The organism is Polynucleobacter sp. 31A-FELB, assembly GCF_018882405.1.
Lineage (GTDB): Bacteria > Pseudomonadota > Gammaproteobacteria > Burkholderiales > Burkholderiaceae > Polynucleobacter.
In genome coordinates this window covers 42,698-65,252 of sequence record NZ_JACVOO010000004.1, presented here as the reverse complement: position 1 = coordinate 65,252, position 22,555 = coordinate 42,698, and the positions used below count along the sequence as shown (strand labels likewise).

Sequence of the window (22,555 nt, the reverse complement as noted above, 5' to 3'; positions counted from 1 at the left end):
TTAGCGCCAAACCCGTTTATTCCATGCAAAAACCGAGGTTTTGGCTTATTTTGGCTTGACAGGAATGATCATGGTGCTATCAGCCCTGCGGACAAAAACTGGGACAGCCTTATTGGCATCCAGACCTTTAACCAAGCCTTCAAACTGCTTTACTCCGGTAATGTCGGCATCCGCAATCCGAATAATGACATCCCCAGGACGCACTCCTGCGCGTGCTAGGGGACCGTCTCCCAGGCCAGTAACCTCAACGCCACCACGGATATTGAGCTCTTTTTTCTTGTTATCTGAGAGCTCCGAAACCGCCACCCCAAGAGAATTGGCATTACTACTAGATGATCCAGAGTTATCCGATTTCTTCACAGCGGCCTGACCAGCTTCGGTATCAGCCACGGTTACCATCAAATCCTTGGTACCGCCTTTGCGCCAAACCTGTACTGATGCGCTAGTTCCGGGCTTGGTTTCGCCAACAGTTCTTGGCAAATCGGTAGATTTGCTAATATCGCGGCCATTAAAGCTCAGAATGACGTCGCCCGACTCAATGCCACCCGCTGCCGCCGGACCGCCCGGCTCAACATTGCGAACATAGGCTCCGCGCGGTTTGCCCAAGCCCAAGCTCTCAGCAATCTCTTTAGTCATTTCTCCTAAAGCAACGCCAATACGACCACGAGTCATTTTTCCATTGGTACGCAATTGATCCGCCACACGCATGGCCTCATCAATCGGAATCGCAAATGAGATACCCATATAACCGCCAGAGCGGCTAAAGATTTGTGAGTTAATGCCGATAACTTGTCCGGCTGTATTCAATAAAGGCCCGCCCGAGTTACCAGGATTCACCGCCACGTCAGTCTGAATGAATGGCAAGTAGTCGCCAGTGTCACGACTCTTGGCAGACACGATGCCCGCGGTCACAGTATTTTCCAAACCAAATGGGGAGCCAATAGCCAAGACCCACTCACCCACCCTCACCCGAGAAGAGTCACCCAGTGGCAACTTAGGTAAATCGCGTGCATCGATTTTGACAACCGCCACATCAGTACGCTTATCCATACCTAGTAACTTTGCTTTGTACTCACGCTTGTCAGTCAAGGTAACGTAAATAGTATTTGCACCCTCAACCACGTGCGCATTCGTCAAAATCAAGCCATTGGATTCAATAATGAAGCCTGAGCCTACGCCACGATCAGCCTCTTGAGGCTTGCCAGGATTGGGTTGAGCCTGTTTAGGCCCGCCAGGTAAACCTGGGATGGGTACCCCGAAGAAGCGACGGAAGAACTCAGCTTGATCCTCCGGCATTCCTGGGAAGCCACCCTGAGCTTGCTGCTGCATTACTTTTTCGGTAGTGCGAATATTGACTACGGCCGGACTGGCTCGCTCAACTAAATCAGCAAAATCCGGAATAGAGACGCGCGGACTCTGGGCACAAGCCTGAGGAATAAATGCAATTTGCCCCAAGCTGAAGATAGCCAAGAGTGCAATAAGATACTTTTTCATAATGCTATAGACCTGCTTGGTAAAAACCAATAATTAAAAACGAAGAAAGGAAATAACCTAGTAAGAATATTAGGTCAGTTTGCCAAAAATCAAGGTACCGTTAGTACCCCCAAAGCCAAAGTTGTTTTTGACGGCATGGTCGATCTTCACGTCACGAGCTGTATTGGCGCAGTAGTCCAAATCACACTCTGGATCTTGATTGAAGATGTTGATTGTTGGTGGAGACTTCTGGTTATGTAAAGCCAGAATAGTAAATACAGATTCCAAGCCGCCCGCACCGCCTAAAAGGTGGCCAGTCATCGACTTAGTAGAGTTAATTAGCGCCTTCTTAGCGTGATCGCCAAGAGCAGCCTTGATAGCACCAGTTTCGTTCTTATCGCCCAAAGGTGTCGAAGTACCGTGCGCGTTAATGTATTGAATCTGATCGGCGTTCAAACCGGCATCGCGCATTGCGTTCACCATGCAACGACGTGGGCCATCCATATTTGGGGCAGTCATGTGATACGCATCACCACTCATACCGAAGCCCAAGAGCTCACAGTAGATTTTTGCGCCACGTGCTTTAGCATGCTCATACTCTTCAAGCACCACAACACCAGCACCCTCACCCAGAACGAAACCATCACGGTCTCTATCCCATGGACGTGAAGCTGTTGCAGGATCATCATTGCGAGTAGATAGCGCTCTTGCTGACGCAAAGCCACCCACACCCAATGCAGAAATCGTAGATTCAGCACCACCAGCAACCATCACATCGGCATCACCGTACTGTATTAAGCGTGCAGCCAATCCAATGCTATGTAAACCTGTAGTGCAGGCAGTCACCGCAGCCACGTTTGGACCTTTGAGGCCAAACAAGATGCTGAGGTGGCCAGAAATCATATTGATGATTGATCCTGGCACAAAGAATGGGGAGATGCGACGAGGACCGCGAGCGAGCAACTCAGCGCCAGTCTCTTCAATCATCGGCAAACCACCGATACCTGAACCAACCATGACACCAACGCGCTCGGCGTTCTCTTCGGTTATCTGTAAACCGCTATCGCGAATTGCTTGCGTACCAGCGGCAATACCGTAATGGATAAATGTATCCATATGGCGCGCCTCTTTGGCAGAAACATATTCTTCGACATTGAAATCTTTCACCTCGCCGGCGAAATGCACGCTCAGCGGAGTGTGGTCAAACTTAGTGATAGTAGCGATGCCTGATTTGCCCGCGAGCAAATTAGACCAAGCTACATCAACCGAGTTACCAACTGGTGAAATAAGACCTAAGCCGGTAACAACAACCCGGCGACGGCCATTTGATGCTGACACAGTAATAGCTTTTAACTAAGCGAGGGAATTAACCCTGAGCTTTAGACTGAGCAAAATCGATAGCGAGCTGAACAGTAGTAATTTTTTCAGCTTCTTCATCCGGAATTTCAATCCCGAATTCATCTTCCAAAGCCATTACCAATTCAACAGTGTCAAGAGAGTCTGCGCCCAAGTCGTTCACAAAAGAAGATTCATTCTTGATATCTGCTTCTGCGACGCCCAATTGCTCAGCGACGATCTTCTTAACGCGTTGTTCGATGTTATCCATTAATTCCCCCAAGGGTTGTAAAAAAACGATGAAAAGAATTTTATCAGCTTGGCGGACCGAATTAGCAATTCCGCCAAAAAATGATCAAATTTCTGCTTTATTTTTAGGCTAAATACAGGCCGCCATTGACATGTAAGGTATTACCCGTAATGTACCCAGCTGCCGGGGATGCCAAAAACGCCACTGCCTGGGCCACATCCTCTGGACTACCCAGACGGGCCAAGGGAATGTTCGCTTTTAGGCTATTTTGCTGCTCTTCGCTCAAAGCACGGGTCATATCGGTATCAATAAATCCAGGGGCCACACAGTTCACGGTGATATTGCGACTGCCAATTTCACGGGCTAAAGCGCGGGTCATGCCTGAAACGCCTGCTTTAGCAGCAGCGTAATTGGCTTGCCCAGGGTTGCCCATATGACCAACAATTGAGGTGATATTGATAATGCGGCCAGCACGCGCCTTCATCATCGGGCGCATTACCGCCTGCGACAAACGGAAAACCGCACTTAAGTTAGTGTCGATCACATCGGTCCACTCATCTGTTTTCATGCGCATGGCTAGGTTATCGCGGGTGATACCTGCGTTATTCACCAAAATATTGATGCCACCAAAATCCTTGACGATCAAATCAATGATGTCCTCACAAGCCTTTGGGTCAGTCACATTCAATACTTCACCACGACCACCGCTCGCCTGTAAACGGGCATTGATAGCCTTAGCACCATCCTCAGAAGTGGCGGTACCAATTACCTTTGCACCGCATTTCACTAGCTCATCCGCAATGGCTTGACCAATACCGCGCGATGCGCCGGTTACCAATGCAATTTGTCCGCTTAAGTCGAGATTCATATTTGTCTTCCGTTGTTTCTTTGTTATTTCTTTGATGTTTCTTTGATGTTTCTTTGATGTTTCTTATTTGTACTTTTACTTTACTGTAGCCAAGGCTTCAGTGAGACTAGCTTCATCAAAAATAGGAATGCCAACAACATTCTCATTAATACGCTTAGTCAGTCCAGCCAATACCTTGCCAGGACCACATTCCACCACCTGAGTGATGCCCTGCTGAGCCATGGCATTAATAGTCTCTTGCCAACGCACAGGCTTAGCAGCTTGACGTACTAAGGCATCTTTAATAGCTGCTGGATCATTCAGAACATTCACATCAACGTTATTGACTACAGAAATAGTGGGAACCTTAAATTCAATATCTGCCAAGTAGCCTTTAAGTTTTTCAGAAGCAGGTTGGAGCAAGGATGAGTGAAATGGTGCAGATACTGGCAATGGCAAAGCGCGCTTTGCACCAGCAGCCTTGAGTAATTCACAGGCCTTAGTCACCGCATCGCTACCACCAGCAATCACTACTTGCCCTGGCGCATTGAAGTTCACCGCCTCCACTACACCACCAGAGGCTGCAGCAGCTTCAGCACAAACCGTCTTCACAATCTCATCGTCCAAACCTAAGATCGCAGCCATACCGCCCGTACCAACTGGTACAGCAGTCTGCATCGCTTCAGCACGAAAGCGCACCAAAGGCACTGCATCTTTAAATGAGATTACGCCAGCAGCAACTAAAGCAGAGTATTCACCCAAACTGTGACCAGCCATCATCTGAGGAACCGCACCACCAGAGGCCAACCAAGCGCGATAAAACGCAATCGCCGCAGTCAACATCACGGGTTGTGTATTAGTCGTTAAAGACAATGCTTCGGCAGGACCTTCCGCAATGAGTTTTGCAACATCTTCACCCAAAGCTTCTGAGGCTTCTTGTAAAGTTGCACGAACTTCTGGGCGGTCAGCAATGGAGTTGAGCATCCCAACAGATTGGGAGCCTTGGCCAGGAAATACAAATGCAAATGTCATAGGAATAATCGCTGAAGAATGGTTATTAATGTATTTTTTGCTTAGTACTTAATTGCTGCCGCACCCCAAGCAAAGCCACCGCCCACACCCTCTAGCAAGAGGTGCTGACCGCGTTGAATTTGACCAGAGCGCACGCCGACATCCAAGGCAAGCGGAATAGATGCGGCAGAAGTATTGCCGTGCTCATGCACAGTCACAATCACTTTATCCATCGACATACCCATCTTACGAGCAGTGCTCTCCATGATGCGAATGTTAGCTTGGTGTGGCACTAACCAATCAATTTGTTCTGGTTTGAGATTGGCTTTTTCTAAAGCTTCATGCGCAACTTGCTCAAGCACTTTAACGGCCAACTTAAATACCGCAGGTCCGTCCATGGTTAAGTAAGCGGAGCCCTCTACGCCACCCTGCTTTGCGCGTCCTGGGACACACAGAATGTCGCGTTGACTGCCATCAGCATGTAAGGCAGTTGCCAAAATACCTGGCTCTTTCGAAGCTTCCAGAACCACTGCCCCAGCACCATCACCAAATAAAACAGAAGTAGTGCGATCTTGGAAATCCAAAATACGGGAGAAGGTTTCTGCGCCAAGAACTAAAACTTTTTTGTAAGTGCCTGTGCGAATAAATGCATCTGCAATAGCGAGAGCATAAGTAAAGCCAGCACATACCGCCTGGACATCAAATGCTGCGCAATTTGTATGGGCGCCCAACTTATCTTGTACTACGCAAGCAGTACTTGGAAAGCCACCTAAATGATCCGGTGTAGATGTTGCCAAAATAATGAGGTCAAGATCTTCTGAAGTGCAGCCAGCAGCTTCTAATGCGGCTTCGGCAGCTTTGACTGCCAAGTCACTGGTAAGTTGATTTTCTGCAGCAAAGTGACGAGCAGAAATTCCGCTACGAGTCACAATCCATTCATCGCTAGTCTCAAGGCCAATCTTCGCTAAACGCTCAACGAGATCTTGATTGCTTAAACGCTGCTCTGGAAGATAGCTGCCCGTTCCTGCTATCCGTGAATAAGTACTCATGATTATTTTGTCTCCGCCACAAAAGCTTGAGCGATACGCTCTACCATGCGATTTTTTGCTGCTTCATATGCCCTATCGAGCGCAAAACCAAATGCAAAACGATCTGCTGAGCCATGGCTCTTAATTACACAACCGCGCAAACCTAAAAGTACTGCGCCGTTATAGCGACGATGATCCACGCGCTTGCGTACACGCAACAATGGCACCATGGCGCAAATCGCCATCAGCTTAGTAAGCCATGATCGATTGAATTCCTCTTTGATCAAGCCACTCATCATCTTCGCCAAGCCCTCGCTTGCCTTGAGGACTACGTTACCAACAAAGCCGTCACACACTACGATATCCGTAGTGCCCTTAAAAATATCATTACCTTCTACGTTGCCATAAAAGTTTAGGTTGGTTTGGCGTAGCAACTCACTCGTCTGCTTAACCACTTCATTACCTTTAATCACTTCTTCACCAATATTGAGAAGACCAATTGAAGGGTTTTGTGTGCCATCTACAACCTGAACCATCACGTTAGCCATTTGTGCAAATTGCACCAAGTGCATTGGCTCGCAATCTGCATTCGCACCGAGATCCAGCATGGTGGTGCCGCGCCCTTTTTCATTAGGGATCGCAGTAGCAATCGCAGGGCGATCAACACCATCAAGTGTTTTGAGAATATAGCGGGAGATTGCCATTAAGGCGCCCGTATTGCCAGAAGAGATGATCGCGTCAGCCAGACCTTCTTTCACCTGCTCGATAGCAACGCGCATGGAAGAATCTTTTTTGCGACGCAATGCCACCTCAATGGGGTCATCCATCAAGACAACTTCACTAGCGGGAATAATTTGAATGCGCTCAATTGGCGCTTTTGGAAATTTACTCAAGGCTTGCTTGAGCACTTCCGGATTGCCAACTAAGGCAATCTTCACATCAGCATGTTTTTCGAGAAAATCGCAACAAGCGGGAACTGTAACAACTGCTCCGTGATCTCCGCCCATGGCATCGATAGCAAGAGTGACGCTCATAAAATCATGTATTGCTGCAAGTGGTTTTATCCAAGAAAAAAGCGGCTTTTATTGGAGCCGCTTCTATCTTTTTAGACTAAAGAATTAGTCGTTTTTGGTTTTAACAACTTTACGACCACGGTAGTAGCCGTTTGGTGAAATGTGGTGGCGCAAATGAGCCTCACCAGTTGTGGCTTCAACAGCCGTAGCAGGTGCGGTCAAAAAGTCGTGCGCACGGTGCATGCCACGTTTGGATGGGGATTTTTTATTCTGTTGGACGGCCATATTGAACTCCTAAGCAAGGCGACATTCTAGCATGAAAATTGCGCTAAATGCTTGATTAATTGATAAAACAGGTTTGAAAAGCCACTCCCAGCGCGAGTGGTCTAATCAATTTTTCTTCATATTTTTCAATATGTTAAAGGGATTTTGGGGCTTTTCAGAGGCTTCCGCAGTTTCTCCGCCCTCCCCGAATGAAGAGGCATGTGGCTTGCAAGTGCCATCTGGATGCTTTGGAATTAAGGGCATAGACAGGAGAATTTCGTCCTCGATTAGCCCCAAAAGGTCAAAATGCTGACTAGCTACCAAAGGCTCTTGTTGGTCATCCTCCATTGGGAAGGCGTCCGCCTCCTCCTCGGAAGCTACCATGACAAATCGGCTCTCTTGAGCCAAATCTAGGCCGCAGTCCTGCAAACAACTCTGACAAACCAGGTGAATACGCCCTTTTACGGCTAATTCCAGAATTTGCTGGGGATCGGAACCTGGAGAGTCGGCAAAATGGGTCTTTACCTCCCAACGAAAGCCATCGCCAGGCTCGATGCTGGAGGCCTCCTCAGCCACCCTTGGCAAGGCTGAAATCTCCAAAAAACCAGACCCTTGATAAGACTGGGGGGCGCAAAAATCGATCCGGCTCAAAGCCTTGGGATCGGTGGATAGCTCAACTTGAGGTAAAACTTGATTACGATTCATGACATCAGTCTAAATGAAGGCTTCAGCGAAAGTACAAGTAGTGATGAGTAATTCTGCAAAAAAACTAATTCTGGCATCTACCTCGGTCTATCGTCGAGAGCTCTTAGAACGCCTGCGCATTCCTTTTGACATCATCTCCCCCAAAGTGGATGAAACCCCCTTACCCGGTGAAAGCACTTTAGATTTAGCCTTACGCCTAGCAAAAGCCAAAGCTGCCGCAGTTGCAAAAGATCACCCTGAAGCTTGGGTCATTGGCTCCGATCAAGTGGCCGACCTTTGTGGAGCCGCTATTGGTAAACCAGGAAACTTTGAGCGTGCCATGGCGCAACTACAACTCATGCGCGGTGCAACAGTGACTTTTCAAACAGCGCTGTGTCTAATGCGTGGCAATGTCGAAACCACAATCAATATTCCCACGGAAGTTACCTTTCGCAAACTATCGGATGACGTTCTAGAGGCATACCTCCATGCCGAAGAGCCCTACGACTGCGCTGGTAGCGCCAAATCTGAAGGCTTAGGAATTTCACTCTTGGAATCCATTAAGAGCGATGATCCTACAGCCTTGATCGGCCTGCCATTGATAGCGCTGAGCGGCCTCTTGCGTGATGCTGGCTTTGTTATTCCAGTAAAGAAATAAAACAAACATAAAGTTAAGCAATTACATGAGTTCGACACTAGGCACCCTCTTTTTAATTCCCAATACTTTGGGTGATGATTCTCGCGCTGAGCAATTACCTTGGGTTTTACCAAATGAAACTATTACCCAAACCGCCAAGCTCACCAACTGGATTGTTGAGGATGCAAAAACCGCCCGTGCTTTTTTAAAAGCAGTCGATAGCGTTTCACCTTTAGCCTGCACTATTCAAGAAATGCAAATGAGCGAGTGGCGTGGCGTTGCTCGCAATGCTAAGTATGGTGATGCAGTCAAACCAATCGATTTACTCAAACCGCTCATCGCCGGCAAAGATATGGGATTGATGTCAGAGGCAGGTGTTCCAGGAGTTGCAGATCCCGGCGCAGAGCTCGTGTTAGCTGCACATAAGCTGGGCGCCAAAGTAAAACCATTGGTTGGCCCAAGCTCGATTTTGTTAGGCCTAATGGCTAGCGGCTTAAATGGTCAACGCTTTGCATTTCAGGGTTATGTTCCACATGATGCGCAAGATCGCATTGCAAGACTGAAGCAGTTGGAAGTGGAATCCAGAAAGTTGCAGCAGACGCAAATTTGGATTGAGACACCCTATCGCAATACTGCCATGCTGATGGCCTGCCTGAGTGCACTGTCACCGCAATCATTATTCTGTCTTGGTATGGATCTCAGTCTTCCAAGTGAAACGATTACAACGCTTTCGATTGCAGACTGGCGCAAGCGCTTTCCGAATGAAGCTGCCTGCGCTTCATTACAAAATAGGCCAGCAGTATTTCTATTGCTGGCCTAGGTATTTTGTTTGCTAATGCGTTGATCTATCGTTTTTTTACTTTAGATCTGGTGTTTTAATTAATGCCTTGCCAGCCGCAGAGCCCACCTCAGCACCAAAACGTTTAGCAACACGTTCAGCGAAATTCTCTTTCATGGTGTAGTCCAGAATATCCGGCGCTTTAAAGATATCGCGCGCTACAGTCTCTACTGTTCCATAGCCATCTACCAAGCCAATTTTGATTGCCTGCTCGCCATTCCAAACGCGGCCCGAGAACATTTCTGGAGTTTCTTTTAGGCGATCCCCACGACCTGCTTTAACCACCGCAATAAATTGCTGGTGAATCTCATCGATCATGGTCTTAATCATTTCCACTTGCTGTGGATTTTCTTTGGAGAACGGATCCATCATCCCCTTGTTTGAGCCAGCAGTAATCATGCGACGAGTTACACCTAACTTATCCATCAAGCCAGTGAAACCAAAGCCCTCCATGATTACACCAATCGATCCAACCAAACTTGCCTTATCAACCAAAATCTGATCCCCAGCAACAGCGACGTAGTAACCACCTGAAGCGCAGATATCTTCCACGACAACATAAAATGGCTTACTTGGATAAAGTTTGCGTAGGCGATGAATCTCGTCATTCATCATGCCCGCCTGAACCGGAGAACCGCCAGGACTATTGATGCGCAAGACTACGCCAGCACTATTTTCATTTTCAAAAGCGGCTGTTAAAGATGAATTGATATCCAATGCATTAGCCATTGAGCTTGAGGAAATCTCACCCTCTAGTGTGACTAAAGCCGTGTGCTTCTCCATTCCCATGCCGCGTCCTGGCAGATGGAAATCAAATACTGCGAGCACTGCGCCAACAAACACAATGAGAGTCAGAATACGAAACACCGCTTTCCAACGACGTGTCTTGCGAGTCTCTTTTAAATTCTCTAGCAATAAATGTTCGAGAGCTTGTCGCTCCCAATTTTGATTGGCGTTCTCGGATTGATTTTGATCCATCTTTTTAATCCTTAATGACTAACTAGTTTTTAACGGTGAGATTGTCGTTAAGCCATTGGCCTAACTGCGAGACATCATCCACATGAATCAGTGATGGCGCTTCTTTTAAGGTGCTCGGTGGGTGCGCCCCATAAGTTACCGCAACCGCATCAACTCCAGCATTTGCCGCCATATCTAAATCATGAGTGGTATCGCCAATCATCAACATGCGGCGCATTGGCACTTGCATAACATCCGAGAGCTCAAGGAGCATTCCGGGATGGGGCTTGGAGAAGGATTCGTCTGCAGTACGTGTTTCATGGAACATCTGCTCAAGCTGGTGGTGCTTTAAAGATCGATCCAATCCCACGCGAGATTTACCTGTGGCAACACCCAATAGGTAACCATCCTCACGCAAGCTGTGAAGTAACTCACGAATACCTGGAAAGAGATCAAGCTCGTGATCTTTAGCAAGGTAGTGATAACGAAAGCGTTCGGTCAATTTTGGGAAATGTGCCGGCTCAATCCACGGCACCGCCCTTCTCAATGAATCCTGAATACCCAAGCCAATAACAGAGCTGGCCAAAGTGTCGTCAGGCTCTTTAAAACCCAAATCGCGACACGCCTGCTGAATACAGTTCACGATCGTCGGCGTGGAATCCATAATGGTTCCATCCCAGTCCCACACAATCAGGTCATAACGTCTGTCGGGTTTTTGCTCTTCAGGCATTGCTGGGCACTTCAAAAGTTTTCATCATCGCTGCAAATTCAGCGGGTAATGGTGATTCGATGCGCATTTTCTCGCCAGTACGTGGATGAGTAAAGCCGGCTAAATGAGCATGTAGATACAAGCGCTTGGATTTCACAAGCTTGTCTTGATCTTCAAAACCGTACTTATCATCACCCAAAATCGAGTGGCCTAGTTTTTGGAGATGTACGCGAATTTGGTGAGTACGCCCGGTTTTCAATTGAGCCTCGGCCAAGGTAATAGCTAGCTCCCCGCGCTTCATCACTTTCGTAACACGCAAAGCAGTATGACTTGGCAGGCCATCTGGATCAACACGAACACGACGCTCGCCATTGGCCAATAAGTACTTATGCAATGCAAACTTCAGCTGCATCGTGCCCGCACCTTGTGCAATTTCTCCATGGGCTAGCAAGTAGTAGCGCTTATCAGTTTGACCTTCGCGGATCTGGCGATGGAGCTCCACCAAAGCGCTGCGCTTTTTTGCTAAGAGCAAAACACCAGAAGTATCCCGATCCAAACGATGAACCAATTCCAAGAATTTGAGCTCTGGGCGGGTAATACGTAGGGTTTCAATGACACCCAGGGCAATACCTGAGCCACCATGAACTGCTAAACCCGCGGGCTTATTGACTATTAATAGAGCTTCATCCTCAAACAAAATGGGCATTTTGTCGGAATATCCTTGCGCCCGAGACTTGGTTTGAGCGGTATTGACTGCAGCCATTTGGGCGGGTTCAGCGATCCGAACTGGAGGAACCCTAACTACATCCCCCTCAACCAAGCGCGTAGTTGGCTCAGCCCTTTTCTTATTTACCCGAACCTCGCCAGAGCGAATAATCCGATAAACGTGGCTTTTGGGAACCCCTTTAGCCCAACGTAAGAGGTAGTTATCCAGTCGCTGGCCAGCCTCTTCCGGACCAATAGTCTGGAGATGAACGGCAGCTGGAGCGGTGGTTTTTACCTGTGAAGGCTTGGAAATGGGTTCGGATTTCATGATTTATCTCTTTTGTCGCCTCGACAGGGGTCGACAAGGGACTCAACAATACCCCATTGTCGTTCAACTTGTGCCGTATAATCAACGCTCTAGCCAATTTATTGGCCCGAGACTGACCTGATTCAGGTTCGAATCGTGGAGCTTGGAGTCGCCCTTAATAGACTCCCGGGGTTGCCCCTCCCCCGTTGTAATGAGGCGCAGGGTTGGTGTGCCGTATGCCGCGACCCGCGATTAGAAGACAGTTTTCAGGCGCGCGCCTGCATTGATGACCTAAAGGAGGTCTCTGCGGCGATCGTCAAGTGTGGCACCGGTTTAACAACATTGAACTTGGTGTACCAGGCAATAAATGCCTGGATTTGTTTGATCCACACTCCAAAGCCGCCAATGGGCTATGCCCCAAGCGGTATTTAACTTGTCCCTAACGCAGCGCGCAACGACGCACTCCCAATAGGAGAGTGTTATGAAACGCATGTTATTTAATGCAACTCAACAAGAAGAGTTGCGAGTTGCCATCGTCGATGGTCAAAAACTCATCGATATCGATATCGAAGCTGCCGGTCGTGAACAACGTAAAGGCAATATTTACAAAGGTGTTATTACCCGCATTGAGCCCTCGCTCGAGGCTTGCTTTGTAAATTACGGCGAAGAACGCCATGGCTTCCTGCCATTTAAAGAAGTTGCCCGCACCTACTTTAAAGAGGGTATTGATGTCCGTAACGCCTCTATTAAAGAAGCCTTACGCGAAGGCCAAGAAATCATTGTTCAGGTAGAAAAAGAAGAGCGCGGCCAAAAAGGCGCTGCCCTCACCTCTTTTGTCTCTCTAGCAGGTCGCTATTTGGTATTAATGCCAAATAACCCACGTGGAGGCGGCGTTTCTCGTCGCATTGAAGGTGAAGACCGTCAAGAGCTCCGTGAAGCAATGTCCCAATTACAAGTTCCAGATGGCATGAGCATCATTGCTCGTACAGCTGGTATTGGTCGCGACGCTACTGAATTGCAATGGGATTTAAGTTATCTCATGCAGTTGTGGACAGCGATTGATGAAGCCGCTAAAGGCAACTCAGCACCATTATTGATTTACCTCGAATCCAGCCTAGTGATTCGTGCGATTCGTGATTACTTCCAACCAGATATCGGTGAGATCCTCATCGATACGGATGACATCTACGAGCAAGCTGCAGCCTTTATGTCTGTAGTAATGCCAGATAACTTACCTAGAGTGAAGCGTTACCAGGACGATGTTCCATTGTTCTCACGCTTCCAAATCGAGCATCAGATTGAAACTGCTTACTCACGTACCGTGCCATTGCCATCAGGCGGCGCGATTGTGATCGACCACACTGAAGCTTTGGTTTCAGTTGACGTTAACTCTGCACGCGCAACCCGCGGCTCTGACATTGAAGAGACTGCTACTCGCACCAACTTAGAAGCTGCCGATGAAATTGCCCGTCAAGCACGTTTACGTGACTTGGGCGGCTTGATCGTGATCGACTTCATTGATATGGAGTCGAGCAAGGCTCAGAAGGATGTTGAGAATCGCCTACGTGATGCTCTACGTCATGACCGTGCTCGCGTTCAAATGGGCAAGATCTCCAAGTTTGGCTTGATGGAGATGTCACGCCAGCGTTTACGCCCTGCCCTCTCTGAAGGTAGCCACGTAACCTGCCCACGTTGTAACGGCACAGGCCACATCCGTGATACCGAATCTTCTGCATTGCAAGTCTTGCGCATCATCCAAGAAGAAGCAATGAAGGAAAACACTGCCGCTATTCATAGTCAAGTTCCAGTCGAAGTGGCTGCATTCTTGCTCAACGAGAAGCGCGCTGAAGTCATCAAGATTGAGACACGCTTCAAGGTCAATGTCTTGATGATTCCGAACAAGCATCTAGAAACTCCGCATTACAAGCTTGAGCGTTTGCGTCATGACGATCCACGTCTTGATGATCAAAAAGCAAGTTATGTGATGGCTGAAGGAGCTGCTGCTGAACTCGAGACTGATACTGCAGTAAGCCGTAAAGATGCCGACGTTAAAGTTCGCCCTGAAGCTGCTGTAAAAGGTATTACGCCAAATGCACCAGCCCCAGTAAGTCAGCCACGTCCTGCGCGCACTGAAAAAGCAAATACTGAAACTGCAAGCACTGGTGGATTCTTTGGATTCATCAAGAGCCTATTCTCTTCAGCGCCTGCGCCAGAAGTAAAACCTGCTCCTAGTGCACCACGTGGTCGCAATCAAAACAACCGCAATGGCAATAACCGCAATCGCGGTCGTCGTGGCGAACGCAATGATCGCGCTGAGCGTCCAGCTGAAGGTGCAGCAGGTACTGAAGGTGCAAGCGCTCCACGCGAAGCAGGTTCAGGCAGAGGTCGTCAAGACGGTCGTAACCGCAACGGCAATCGCAATCAGAACAATCAAAATCCAAAACCAGAAAATCAAGCTGCGGTAACTCCAGCTACTGAGGCTGCTCCCGGCACTGATGCAGCACCAAGTGCGGATGGTGAAGAGCGTCGTGGTCGTGGTCGCAACCGTCGTGGTCGTGGTCGCGGCCAACGTGGTGAGCGTACTGAGTCCAATGGTGATGCAGCGATTGCTTCTGTTGTTGCAATAGCAACTTCATTCTCAGGCCCACCAGCAGGAATGGCGGGAGCATCCGCTTCAATGCCGATTCAGAATATTGCCCAAAGCTTTGGAAATACTGTTGCGCCTGTAGCCTCTAACGAAGTAAAAGAGCGCGCACCCCGCGCACCTAGAGAGCCAAGAGAGCAACGTGCACCACGTCAAAGCAATCGCCCTGATAACACTGCTGCAGCTCCTGCCCCACAGGCAGCAGCTAAGCCAGCTCCAGCTATTGAGGTAATTGCAAAGCCGATGCCTGAGCTTCCTAAGGTTGCTTTCCAGGCGCTCGAAGAAACTCCATTGCATAGCGTAGTTCAATCTGCCGGCATGGTTTGGGTAGCCACAGACTCTAGCAAGCATCAAGAAGCACAATCACAAATCAAAGCTGAGCCAGAAATTTTGCCAATGGGCAGAACTCCTAAAGCTCCAGTTAGCCTGCAAAATGGTCCAATGGTTTTAGTTGAAACCGGCGGCCAAGAAAAAACGGTTTAATCCAATTTCTCCAGACTGCTATTTATCCCACAAGGATATTTGGCGGTTTGGCAGAAACACCGTTTCACAGCCATAATTAGACATGGTTGAAAAAGTAATCCCCATACGTTTAGATGAAGGCAAAGGCCTGACGCCGTCCATTCCCGGACAGCTCGTTGCCGCCAATACTTCAACTAAAGATACTCGGGGACGCCCCTTACGTGATTTACGAATCTCCGTAACGGATCGATGCAATTTCCGCTGCACCTATTGCATGCCTAAGGAAATCTTCGACAAAGATTATCCCTATCTCTCGCATAGCGATTTACTGAGCTTCGAAGAGATCACCCGTTTGACAACGATCTTTGCTTCTCTAGGCGTAGAAAAAATTCGCCTCACTGGTGGCGAACCTTTGTTGCGTAAAAATCTTGAAGTGCTGATTGAAATGCTGGCCAAGATTCGCACCACTGCAGATCAACCTCTCGATTTAACACTTACTACCAATGGCAGCATTTTGCGCAAGAAGGCGGCTGCATTAAAGGCGGCAGGCTTGCAGCGTCTGACTATTAGTCTTGATGGGCTGAACGATGAGATCTTCAAGAAAATGAATGATGTCGACTTCCCAGTCACGGATGTGCTCGACGGAATTGCTGCAGCTCAAGAAGTAGGCTTTACCAATCTCAAAGTTAATATGGTCGTTAAGAAGGGTACGAACGATCAAGAGATCATTGGCATGGCCAAGCACTTCAAGGGCAGCGGCGTGACGCTACGTTTTATTGAATTCATGGATGTGGGTAGCTCTAACGGCTGGGATATGTCGCAAGTGCTTCCCTCGCAAGAAGTCGCCAATCGCATTAATGCAGTTTTTCCAATTGAACCCATTGAAGCCAACTATCCCGGCGAAGTTGCCCAACGTTGGCGCTATGTAGATGGCTCCGGTGAAATTGGTTTTATCTCTAGCGTGACGCAAACTTTCTGTCATGAATGCACCCGTGCGCGCATCTCAACAGATGGGCAGATGTATCTCTGCCTATTTGCAAACGAAGGCTTTGATTTCAAAACGCTATTACGCTCTGATAGAAGTGATTTAGAAATTGCTAATGCCATCATGTCAACATGGTTCGGACGCAATGATCACTATTCAGAAATTCGGGGATCCAATACCGCCGGATCGAAATCTTCTCGCAAAGTAGAGATGTCTTACATCGGCGGCTAATGATTACTTCAGCACAAATTACTGGACTCATTCTGGCAGGAGGCCGCGCCCAAAGAATGGGTGGCATAGATAAGGGCTTAATCCCCTTTCATGGCAAACCTCTGATTGAGTCTGCTATTAATCGACTCAAGCCCCAGGTCAGCACTATTTTGATCAATGCCAACCGCAGTATTACGAAGTATTCCTACTACGGCTACCCAGTATTCATGGATGAAACTCCAGACTTCTCTGGGCCATTAGCTGGATTCTCAATCGGCCTGAAGCATTGCAAAACACCCTACTTGCTAACATCGCCTTGCGACTCACCTTTATTGCCAACCGATCTCGCCAAAAATATGGCAATTGAACTGGAAGAAAATAATTTAGAACTCGTCTTTGCATCCTCAAAAGAAGCTGATGGAAAGATATGGGCTCAACCCGTTTTTTGCTTAATGAAAAGCAGTCTGGAAGATTCTTTGAATGCCTTCTTAAACAATGGGGATTTAAAGATTGACCGCTGGTTTAAAGAATTGCGTTCTGGCACGGTACTATTTGAAAACCCACAGGCATTTGCCAACGTCAACACTCCAGAAGAGTTAGCTGCTTTAGAAAGAATTTCTCCATGTCCGACCTAAAGCGTATTCCCCCAAGCGACCCCATTTACATTGGCGGCTCACTACATGTCGATCAAGCTCGCATAGCGATTTCCGACTTAGTAAAAGACTTGATCGCAGAATCTCATGAGAGATCTGAGTCTGATGCAGTTGAATGCATCACCCTAGATCGAGCAATTAATCGCATTCTTGCAAAAGACTTGCTTTCGCCGATTGATGTTCCGGTCGCCGATAACTCGGCCATGGATGGCTTTGCATTCAATGGTGATTGTCTGAGCGATGGCGAGGATCTCGTAACTCTGAAGGTGGTGGGCACTGCCTATGCTGGCAAGCCCTATGAAGGCAGCGTTGCTCCTGGCGAATGTCTCAAAATCATGACCGGCGCTCTAATGCCGAGTGACTGCGATACCGTGATTCCTCAAGAATTTACAGAACCCCAGAACCCTGACAATAGCTCGATCGTTTCATTTAAGCAAAACCGAGTGAAGCGCGGAGAAAACCGTCGCTTGCGTGGAGAAGACTTACAAAGTGGCAAGCCAGCAATTACTGCAGGGCGTTTATTGCGACCTTCTGATCTGGGTCTAGCAGCCTCACTTGGCATGTCCGAGCTTCATGTGCATCGAAAATTGCGGGTCGCCATTCTCTCTTCAGGCGATGAATTGCGCCCACTAGGACAAGCTTTAGAGGCTGGCAATATTTATGACAGCAATCGTTATAGCTTAATCGGACTACTCAAACGTCTTGATCTCGAAATCATTGATTGCGGGATTGTGCGAGATGATCCAAGCTCACTCAAGGCGGCATTTATAGAGGCAGCCAGCAAAGCGGATGTACTCATCTCATCTGGAGGAGTCTCCGCTGGTGAAGCAGACTTCACCAAGCAAATCATGCAAGAACTAGGTGATGTGGGTTTTTGGAAAATCGCCATGCGTCCAGGTCGCCCCATGGCTTTTGGAGTATTGAAGCCAGTTCAGGGGTCAAAGCATAAGACACTCTTCTTTGGTTTGCCTGGCAACCCAGTAGCGGTCATGGTGACTTTCTACCAGTTTGTCCGTTCTGCATTATTGCAACTCAATGGTGCAAGTCAGACTGAACCACCAATGATGCAGGCGATTGCAGAGACCCCCATTCGGAAGCGCCCCGGAAGAACAGAGTATCAACGCGCCATCTTGGTGCGTGGTCCAGACGGAAAGCCTACGGTCAAACTGACTGGTAGCCAAGGTGCTGGAATTTTGCGCTCCATGAGTGAAGCAAATTGCTTTGTCATTTTGTCTCACGAGCAAGGAAATGTTGCCGCTGGTGACTGGGTAGATGTGGCGCTTTTCGACGGACTGCTTTAAGATTGCACCTCATGAAACTCACCAAAAAAGAAATTGCCTTCGTAGATCCAATGCATACCGCCAAAACCTTGGTTTTGGTTTATCTCTGCTTCTCTGTACCGATCGTGTTGTTGGCCTTGTTTGTAGCCTTCATTCGTGACGGCGCCATTCCTGGATTTACCGTTCTCTCCGCATTAATTCTTAATGCCTTACTTGGTTTCGCTTTGCTCTGGATTGCCTGCAAGGTTTACAACTGGGTAGCAGGTAAATTTGGTGGGATTGAACTTGCTCTTCGCGAGCTCCCAGAAGAAATCGAAGCCGACTAATTATTCAGTCGACTTCGTTTCATTTTTTAAGTCTGACTTTTACCCTCTAGTACTTCAGTATTAATTAAGCTTGGTGGTTTTTTTCCATCAAGCGCTGCTCGTAAATTTTCTACTGCGAGATCTACCATCGCTCTACGTGTTTTTTCTGTAGCGCTCGCAATGTGCGGAGCCAGCACAATATTGCTGCACTTGAGCAACTCTGGATGCACTTGAGGCTCACCTTCAAAAACATCTAAGCCGGCTGCAAAGATCTTTCCACTTTGCAATGCTTGTGCCAAAGCCACATCATCCACAATGCCGCCACGGGCAATGTTAATCAGGGTTGCAGACGGTTTCATCATCGCAATTTCTGCAGCGCCAATCGTGTGATGATTTTGTGCAGTGTAAGGCAGCACTAACACCACATGATCAGCAGTGCGGAGTAATTCTTCTTTTGAAACATAAGTTGCACCACAGGCTTTTTCATCAGCATCAGAGAGATGACTACGGTTGTGATAAATCACTTTCATACCAAAACCCAAGGCGCGCTTAGCGATCCCTTGACCAATACGGCCCATGCCAATAATGCCAACAGTACTGTGATGCAGATCCATGCCTAATGGATTATTCACAATCGACCACTGATCCCATTTGCCCGCTCTAACCCAGTGTTCTGATTCTGTAATACGCCTTGCAGTTGCCATCAACAATGCAAAACCAAAATCTGCTGTTGTATCCGTAAGAACATCAGGGGTATTAGTAGCCATGACACCAGCAGCAGTAATCGCTGGGACATCGAAGTTGTTGTAGCCAACAGAAATATTGGCAACCACTTTCAAACTCTTGGCCTGAGCAAGGGCTGTAGCATCAATTCGCTCACTTCCCGCCACTAGGGCGCCCTCCACCTCTGAAAATGCCTTTTGAAGCTCCTCAGGGGTCAAAATTTTGTCGGACTGGTTGGAGTGAACCTCATAGGATTCCTCCAATTTGGCTAACGCCTCAGGAAATATGGCCCTTGCAACCAAAATCTTCGGTTTGGAGGTGCTTGTGGGGGTAATGGATGGTGTATTCATAGCGTGACTTTACCTCAAGTAAATTGATGCTTTTGCCTGAAAAATAGGCTGATTCGGCTAAAATTGAGTTTTATAACTTAGCAGTCCATTGATCTGGACTCCTCACCTGTTAACCATCATGACTTACGTTGTTACCGAAGCCTGTATCCGTTGCAAATATACCGATTGCGTTGATGTCTGCCCAGTCGATTGTTTTCGCGAAGGTCCTAACTTTTTAGTAATCGATCCCGACGAGTGTATCGATTGCGCAGTATGTGTACCTGAGTGCCCGGTCAATGCAATTTATGCTGAAGATGATGTACCAGGAGATCAACAAGCATTCATCAAATTAAATGCTGAGCTTTCGCCATCTTGGACATCGATTACTAAATCCAAAGCTGCATTGCCAGAAGCTGAAGAGTGGAAAGACGTTAAAAATAAACTTGACCAACTGGTAAAGTAAATTGCACTCCCCCATTGAAACCGATGCAGTCATTATTGGCGCCGGTCCGGTGGGACTCTTCCAAGTCTTCGAGCTTGGACTCCTAGAAATTAAAGCGCATGTCATTGACTCCCTGCCCGAGGTAGGTGGTCAATGCATCGAACTCTATCCGGATAAACCGATTTACGACATTCCGGCGATTCCGGTTTGCACTGGTCGAGAGCTCGTTAGCAATCTGCTCAAACAAATTGAGCCATTCAAACCACAGTTCCACTTAAATCAAGAGGTCTCCACCCTTGAGAAGCAGGCTGATGGTCGATTTCTGATTCGCACATCCCAAGATCAACAATTTTTAAGTAAGGCTATTTTTATTGCTGCCGGTGTAGGTGCATTTCAGCCGCGCACTCTCAATCTGGATGGCATTGAGGCATTTGTAGATAAGCAGATCTTCTATCGCGTTAGAAATCCTGAGCAATTAAATGGCAAGCGTATCGTGATTTGTGGTGGCGGAGATTCTGCTCTGGACTGGGCCTTACATTTTGTTGATCAAGCCGCAAGCGTGACACTCATTCACCGCAGAGATGAATTCAAAGCAGCACCTCAATCTATCACTAAGATGCGCGCGCTTTGCGAGTCCGGCAAGATGCAACTCATCATCGGACAAATTACCGGCCTTGAATCCTCCAATGACAAACTCACTGACATTGCCGTCACTAATATTGATGGTGAAGTTCAAAACATTGCCTTAGATGCGCTCTTATTGTTTTATGGCCTCTCGCCCAAATTGGGCCCAATTGCCGACTGGGGTCTCGATATTGATCGCAAGCAAATTGCTGTGGATACGGCCTGCTTTCAGACCAGTACGCCCGGTATTTATGCGGTTGGAGATATCAATATCTACCCAGGCAAGAAAAAGTTGATTCTGTCAGGCTTTCATGAGGCAGCCTTGGCGGCATTTGCGGCAGCAGCCTATATAGCCCCTGAAAAGCAGATTCAACTCCAGTACACCACTACCTCCCCAAAGCTTCATAAAGCGCTTGGGGTGAGCCCGCCAACATTCGAGTAAGCTCTTAATATCACTGAATCATTTAGCTGAATATACCTATGCGTCAATATCACAATCTCATGAAGGAAGTCCTCGAAAAGGGCGTCCAAAAATCCGATAGGACCGGAACCGGAACGATATCTATCTTCGGCCACCAGATGCGCTTTAATCTGGCAGAAGGCTTTCCGATGGTCACCACTAAGAAGCTCCATCTCAAGTCCATCATCTTGGAGTTACTTTGGTTTCTCAAGGGCAGTACTGATAACAACTGGCTCAAAGAGCGTGGTGTTTCTATTTGGAATGAATGGGCAGCCCCAGATGGTGACCTAGGTCCGATTTACGGCTACCAGTGGCGTTCATGGCCTGCACCTAATGGTGAGCATATTGACCAAATCGCAGAGGTTGTAGAGACCCTTAAAAAGAATCCTGACTCACGTCGCATTATTGTTTCTGCGTGGAACGTAGCTGATATTCCCCGCATGGCTTTAGCGCCTTGCCACGCCTTCTTTCAGTTCTACGTTGCTGATGGCAAGTTGTCTTGCCAACTCTATCAACGTAGTGCGGATATTTTCTTAGGCGTACCTTTCAATATTGCTAGCTATGCCCTACTGACCCACATGATGGCTCAGCAATGCAATTTAGAAGTGGGTGACTTTGTATGGACTGGTGGTGATTGTCATCTCTATAGCAACCACTTAGAGCAAGTTGATCTTCAGCTATCCAGAGACTTCTTCCCGTTACCTAAGCTCAATATTCTACGCAAGCCAGATTCCATCTTCGATTATGAATTCGAAGATTTTGAAATCGCTGGCTACGAATCCCATCCCGCCATTAAAGCTCCTGTAGCTGTTTAAGAAATTAGATCCTCATGACTGTAGCCAAGCATCCCGCTATCTCAATGATTGTTGCCCGCTCACGTAATCACGTGATTGGTCGTGACAATCAAATGCCTTGGAAGATTTCTGCTGATTTGCAGTTCTTCAAAAAAGTAACAATGGGCCATCCCGTCATCATGGGTCGCAAGACTTGGGAATCTATCGGTCGCCCGCTTCCTGGACGCCGCAATATCGTTGTGAGTCGCAATACCGATCTCAAATTGACCGGCGCAGAAGTAGTTAACTCACTCGATGCAGCACTTGTCACTTTAAATGAATTCCCCCGCGTATTTGTGATTGGTGGAGAACAACTCTTTACCCAAGCTTTTCCCAAGGCGGACCGCCTTTACATCACCGAGATTGAAATCGATGTAGATGGTGGCGACACCTTCTTTGAAGTTCCAAACCAATCCGAATGGAAAGAGATTGAGCGTACTCCAGCATCTGAAGGCGAAATTACGTTTAATTTCATCACGCTTGAGCGTAAATAGAAAAATCGCACCCCATTAAAAGCCGTTTTATTTAATTACCCACAATACCAAGG

Annotated in this window: 24 protein-coding genes; 11 read left to right on the top strand and 13 right to left on the bottom strand. The window is 47.8% G+C overall.

Going from position 1 to position 22,555, the window contains the following annotated elements:
* Positions 1–45: 45 nt before the first annotated feature.
* The 9 genes from ICN30_RS03920 to ICN30_RS03880 form a co-directional block, all read right to left on the bottom strand.
* On the bottom strand, positions 46–1,494 hold the full coding sequence (locus ICN30_RS03920; RefSeq protein ID WP_216273346.1) for a DegQ family serine endoprotease: 1,449 nt from the start codon (positions 1,492–1,494) through the stop codon (positions 46–48).
* Between the two features lie 69 nt (positions 1,495–1,563).
* Positions 1,564–2,811 carry a beta-ketoacyl-ACP synthase II gene (fabF, locus tag ICN30_RS03915; protein WP_216273344.1) on the bottom strand — a complete coding sequence of 416 codons (1,248 nt, stop codon included), beginning with the start codon at positions 2,809–2,811 and terminating at the stop codon, positions 1,564–1,566.
* Positions 2,812–2,839: 28 nt separating this feature from the next.
* Positions 2,840–3,079: an acyl carrier protein gene (gene acpP, locus ICN30_RS03910; protein WP_015421596.1), complete on the bottom strand. Its 240-nt coding sequence runs from the start codon at positions 3,077–3,079 to the stop codon at positions 2,840–2,842.
* 103 nt (positions 3,080–3,182) lie between these two features.
* Positions 3,183–3,926, bottom strand: coding sequence for a 3-oxoacyl-ACP reductase FabG (gene fabG, locus ICN30_RS03905; protein ID WP_216273342.1), 744 nt, complete (start codon positions 3,924–3,926; stop codon positions 3,183–3,185).
* 75 nt (positions 3,927–4,001) lie between these two features.
* The gene (gene fabD, locus ICN30_RS03900) at positions 4,002–4,937 is read right to left on the bottom strand and encodes an ACP S-malonyltransferase (RefSeq protein WP_216273340.1); all 936 of its coding nucleotides are present in this window, start codon (positions 4,935–4,937) and stop codon (positions 4,002–4,004) included.
* Positions 4,938–4,978: 41 nt separating this feature from the next.
* On the bottom strand, positions 4,979–5,965 hold the full coding sequence (locus ICN30_RS03895; RefSeq protein WP_215333594.1) for a beta-ketoacyl-ACP synthase III: 987 nt from the start codon (positions 5,963–5,965) through the stop codon (positions 4,979–4,981).
* Positions 5,966–5,967: 2 nt separating this feature from the next.
* On the bottom strand, positions 5,968–6,978 hold the full coding sequence (plsX, locus tag ICN30_RS03890) for a phosphate acyltransferase PlsX (protein WP_215375149.1): 1,011 nt from the start codon (positions 6,976–6,978) through the stop codon (positions 5,968–5,970).
* A gap of 84 nt (positions 6,979–7,062) precedes the next feature.
* Positions 7,063–7,242, bottom strand: coding sequence for a 50S ribosomal protein L32 (gene rpmF / locus ICN30_RS03885; RefSeq protein ID WP_011902241.1), 180 nt, complete (start codon positions 7,240–7,242; stop codon positions 7,063–7,065).
* A gap of 105 nt (positions 7,243–7,347) precedes the next feature.
* Positions 7,348–7,926 carry a YceD family protein gene (locus ICN30_RS03880; protein WP_216273338.1) on the bottom strand — a complete coding sequence of 193 codons (579 nt, stop codon included), beginning with the start codon at positions 7,924–7,926 and terminating at the stop codon, positions 7,348–7,350.
* A gap of 13 nt (positions 7,927–7,939) precedes the next feature.
* Here ICN30_RS03880 and ICN30_RS03875 point away from each other — a divergent pair, with 13 nt between their 5' ends.
* Positions 7,940–8,563, top strand: coding sequence for a Maf family nucleotide pyrophosphatase (locus ICN30_RS03875; protein ID WP_370626587.1), 624 nt, complete (start codon positions 7,940–7,942; stop codon positions 8,561–8,563).
* A gap of 25 nt (positions 8,564–8,588) precedes the next feature.
* Positions 8,589–9,362: an SAM-dependent methyltransferase gene (locus tag ICN30_RS03870; RefSeq protein ID WP_216273336.1), complete on the top strand. Its 774-nt coding sequence runs from the start codon at positions 8,589–8,591 to the stop codon at positions 9,360–9,362.
* Between the two features lie 36 nt (positions 9,363–9,398).
* On the opposite strand, the gene ICN30_RS03865 is transcribed toward ICN30_RS03870, so the two are convergent.
* Genes ICN30_RS03865 through ICN30_RS03855 form a run of 3 tightly spaced genes read right to left on the bottom strand, consistent with a single transcriptional unit; the run spans position 9,399 to position 12,079 of the window.
* Positions 9,399–10,358, bottom strand: coding sequence for a S49 family peptidase (locus ICN30_RS03865; RefSeq protein WP_216273334.1), 960 nt, complete (start codon positions 10,356–10,358; stop codon positions 9,399–9,401).
* A gap of 22 nt (positions 10,359–10,380) precedes the next feature.
* Positions 10,381–11,067: an HAD-IIIA family hydrolase gene (locus tag ICN30_RS03860; protein WP_216273332.1), complete on the bottom strand. Its 687-nt coding sequence runs from the start codon at positions 11,065–11,067 to the stop codon at positions 10,381–10,383.
* A complete protein-coding gene (locus ICN30_RS03855; RefSeq protein WP_216273330.1) occupies positions 11,060–12,079 on the bottom strand; it encodes an RluA family pseudouridine synthase in 1,020 nt (339 codons plus the stop codon). Before ICN30_RS03855 ends, ICN30_RS03860 begins: the two co-directional genes overlap by 8 nt.
* 460 nt (positions 12,080–12,539) lie before the next feature.
* Between ICN30_RS03855 and ICN30_RS03850 the strand changes: the two genes are divergently transcribed.
* The 5 genes from ICN30_RS03850 (at position 12,540) to ICN30_RS03830 (ending at position 18,618) form a co-directional block, all read left to right on the top strand.
* A complete protein-coding gene (locus ICN30_RS03850; protein WP_216273327.1) occupies positions 12,540–15,185 on the top strand; it encodes an Rne/Rng family ribonuclease in 2,646 nt (881 codons plus the stop codon).
* Positions 15,186–15,267: 82 nt separating this feature from the next.
* Positions 15,268–16,380: a GTP 3',8-cyclase MoaA gene (moaA, locus tag ICN30_RS03845; protein WP_216273324.1), complete on the top strand. Its 1,113-nt coding sequence runs from the start codon at positions 15,268–15,270 to the stop codon at positions 16,378–16,380.
* Positions 16,380–16,994 (top strand): molybdenum cofactor guanylyltransferase MobA, encoded by a 615-nt coding sequence (gene mobA / locus ICN30_RS03840; protein ID WP_216273322.1) that lies wholly within the window; start codon positions 16,380–16,382, stop codon positions 16,992–16,994. The genes moaA and mobA overlap by 1 nt, the downstream gene beginning before the upstream one ends.
* Entirely contained in the window at positions 16,982–18,313 is a 1,332-nt protein-coding gene (gene glp / locus ICN30_RS03835) for a gephyrin-like molybdotransferase Glp (RefSeq protein WP_216273320.1), read from the top strand. The genes mobA and glp overlap by 13 nt, the downstream gene beginning before the upstream one ends.
* An 11-nt stretch (positions 18,314–18,324) precedes the next feature.
* Positions 18,325–18,618: a hypothetical protein gene (locus ICN30_RS03830; protein WP_015421612.1), complete on the top strand. Its 294-nt coding sequence runs from the start codon at positions 18,325–18,327 to the stop codon at positions 18,616–18,618.
* Between the two features lie 26 nt (positions 18,619–18,644).
* Here the strand turns inward: ICN30_RS03830 and ICN30_RS03825 are convergent, their stop codons facing one another.
* Positions 18,645–19,670: a D-glycerate dehydrogenase gene (locus ICN30_RS03825; RefSeq protein WP_216273318.1), complete on the bottom strand. Its 1,026-nt coding sequence runs from the start codon at positions 19,668–19,670 to the stop codon at positions 18,645–18,647.
* Positions 19,671–19,788: 118 nt separating this feature from the next.
* Here ICN30_RS03825 and fdxA point away from each other — a divergent pair, with 118 nt between their 5' ends.
* From fdxA to ICN30_RS03805, 4 genes are read left to right on the top strand one after another with little or no spacing between them, the layout of a single operon-like run.
* Positions 19,789–20,112, top strand: a complete 324-nt coding sequence (gene fdxA, locus ICN30_RS03820) for a ferredoxin FdxA (RefSeq protein WP_041485149.1) — start codon at positions 19,789–19,791, stop codon at positions 20,110–20,112.
* A gap of 1 nt (position 20,113) precedes the next feature.
* Positions 20,114–21,157 (top strand): NAD(P)/FAD-dependent oxidoreductase, encoded by a 1,044-nt coding sequence (locus tag ICN30_RS03815; protein ID WP_216273316.1) that lies wholly within the window; start codon positions 20,114–20,116, stop codon positions 21,155–21,157.
* Between the two features lie 38 nt (positions 21,158–21,195).
* Positions 21,196–21,990, top strand: coding sequence for a thymidylate synthase (locus ICN30_RS03810; RefSeq protein WP_216180217.1), 795 nt, complete (start codon positions 21,196–21,198; stop codon positions 21,988–21,990).
* 14 nt (positions 21,991–22,004) lie between these two features.
* Positions 22,005–22,502, top strand: coding sequence for a dihydrofolate reductase (locus ICN30_RS03805; protein ID WP_216230261.1), 498 nt, complete (start codon positions 22,005–22,007; stop codon positions 22,500–22,502).
* Positions 22,503–22,555: the final 53 nt, after the last annotated feature.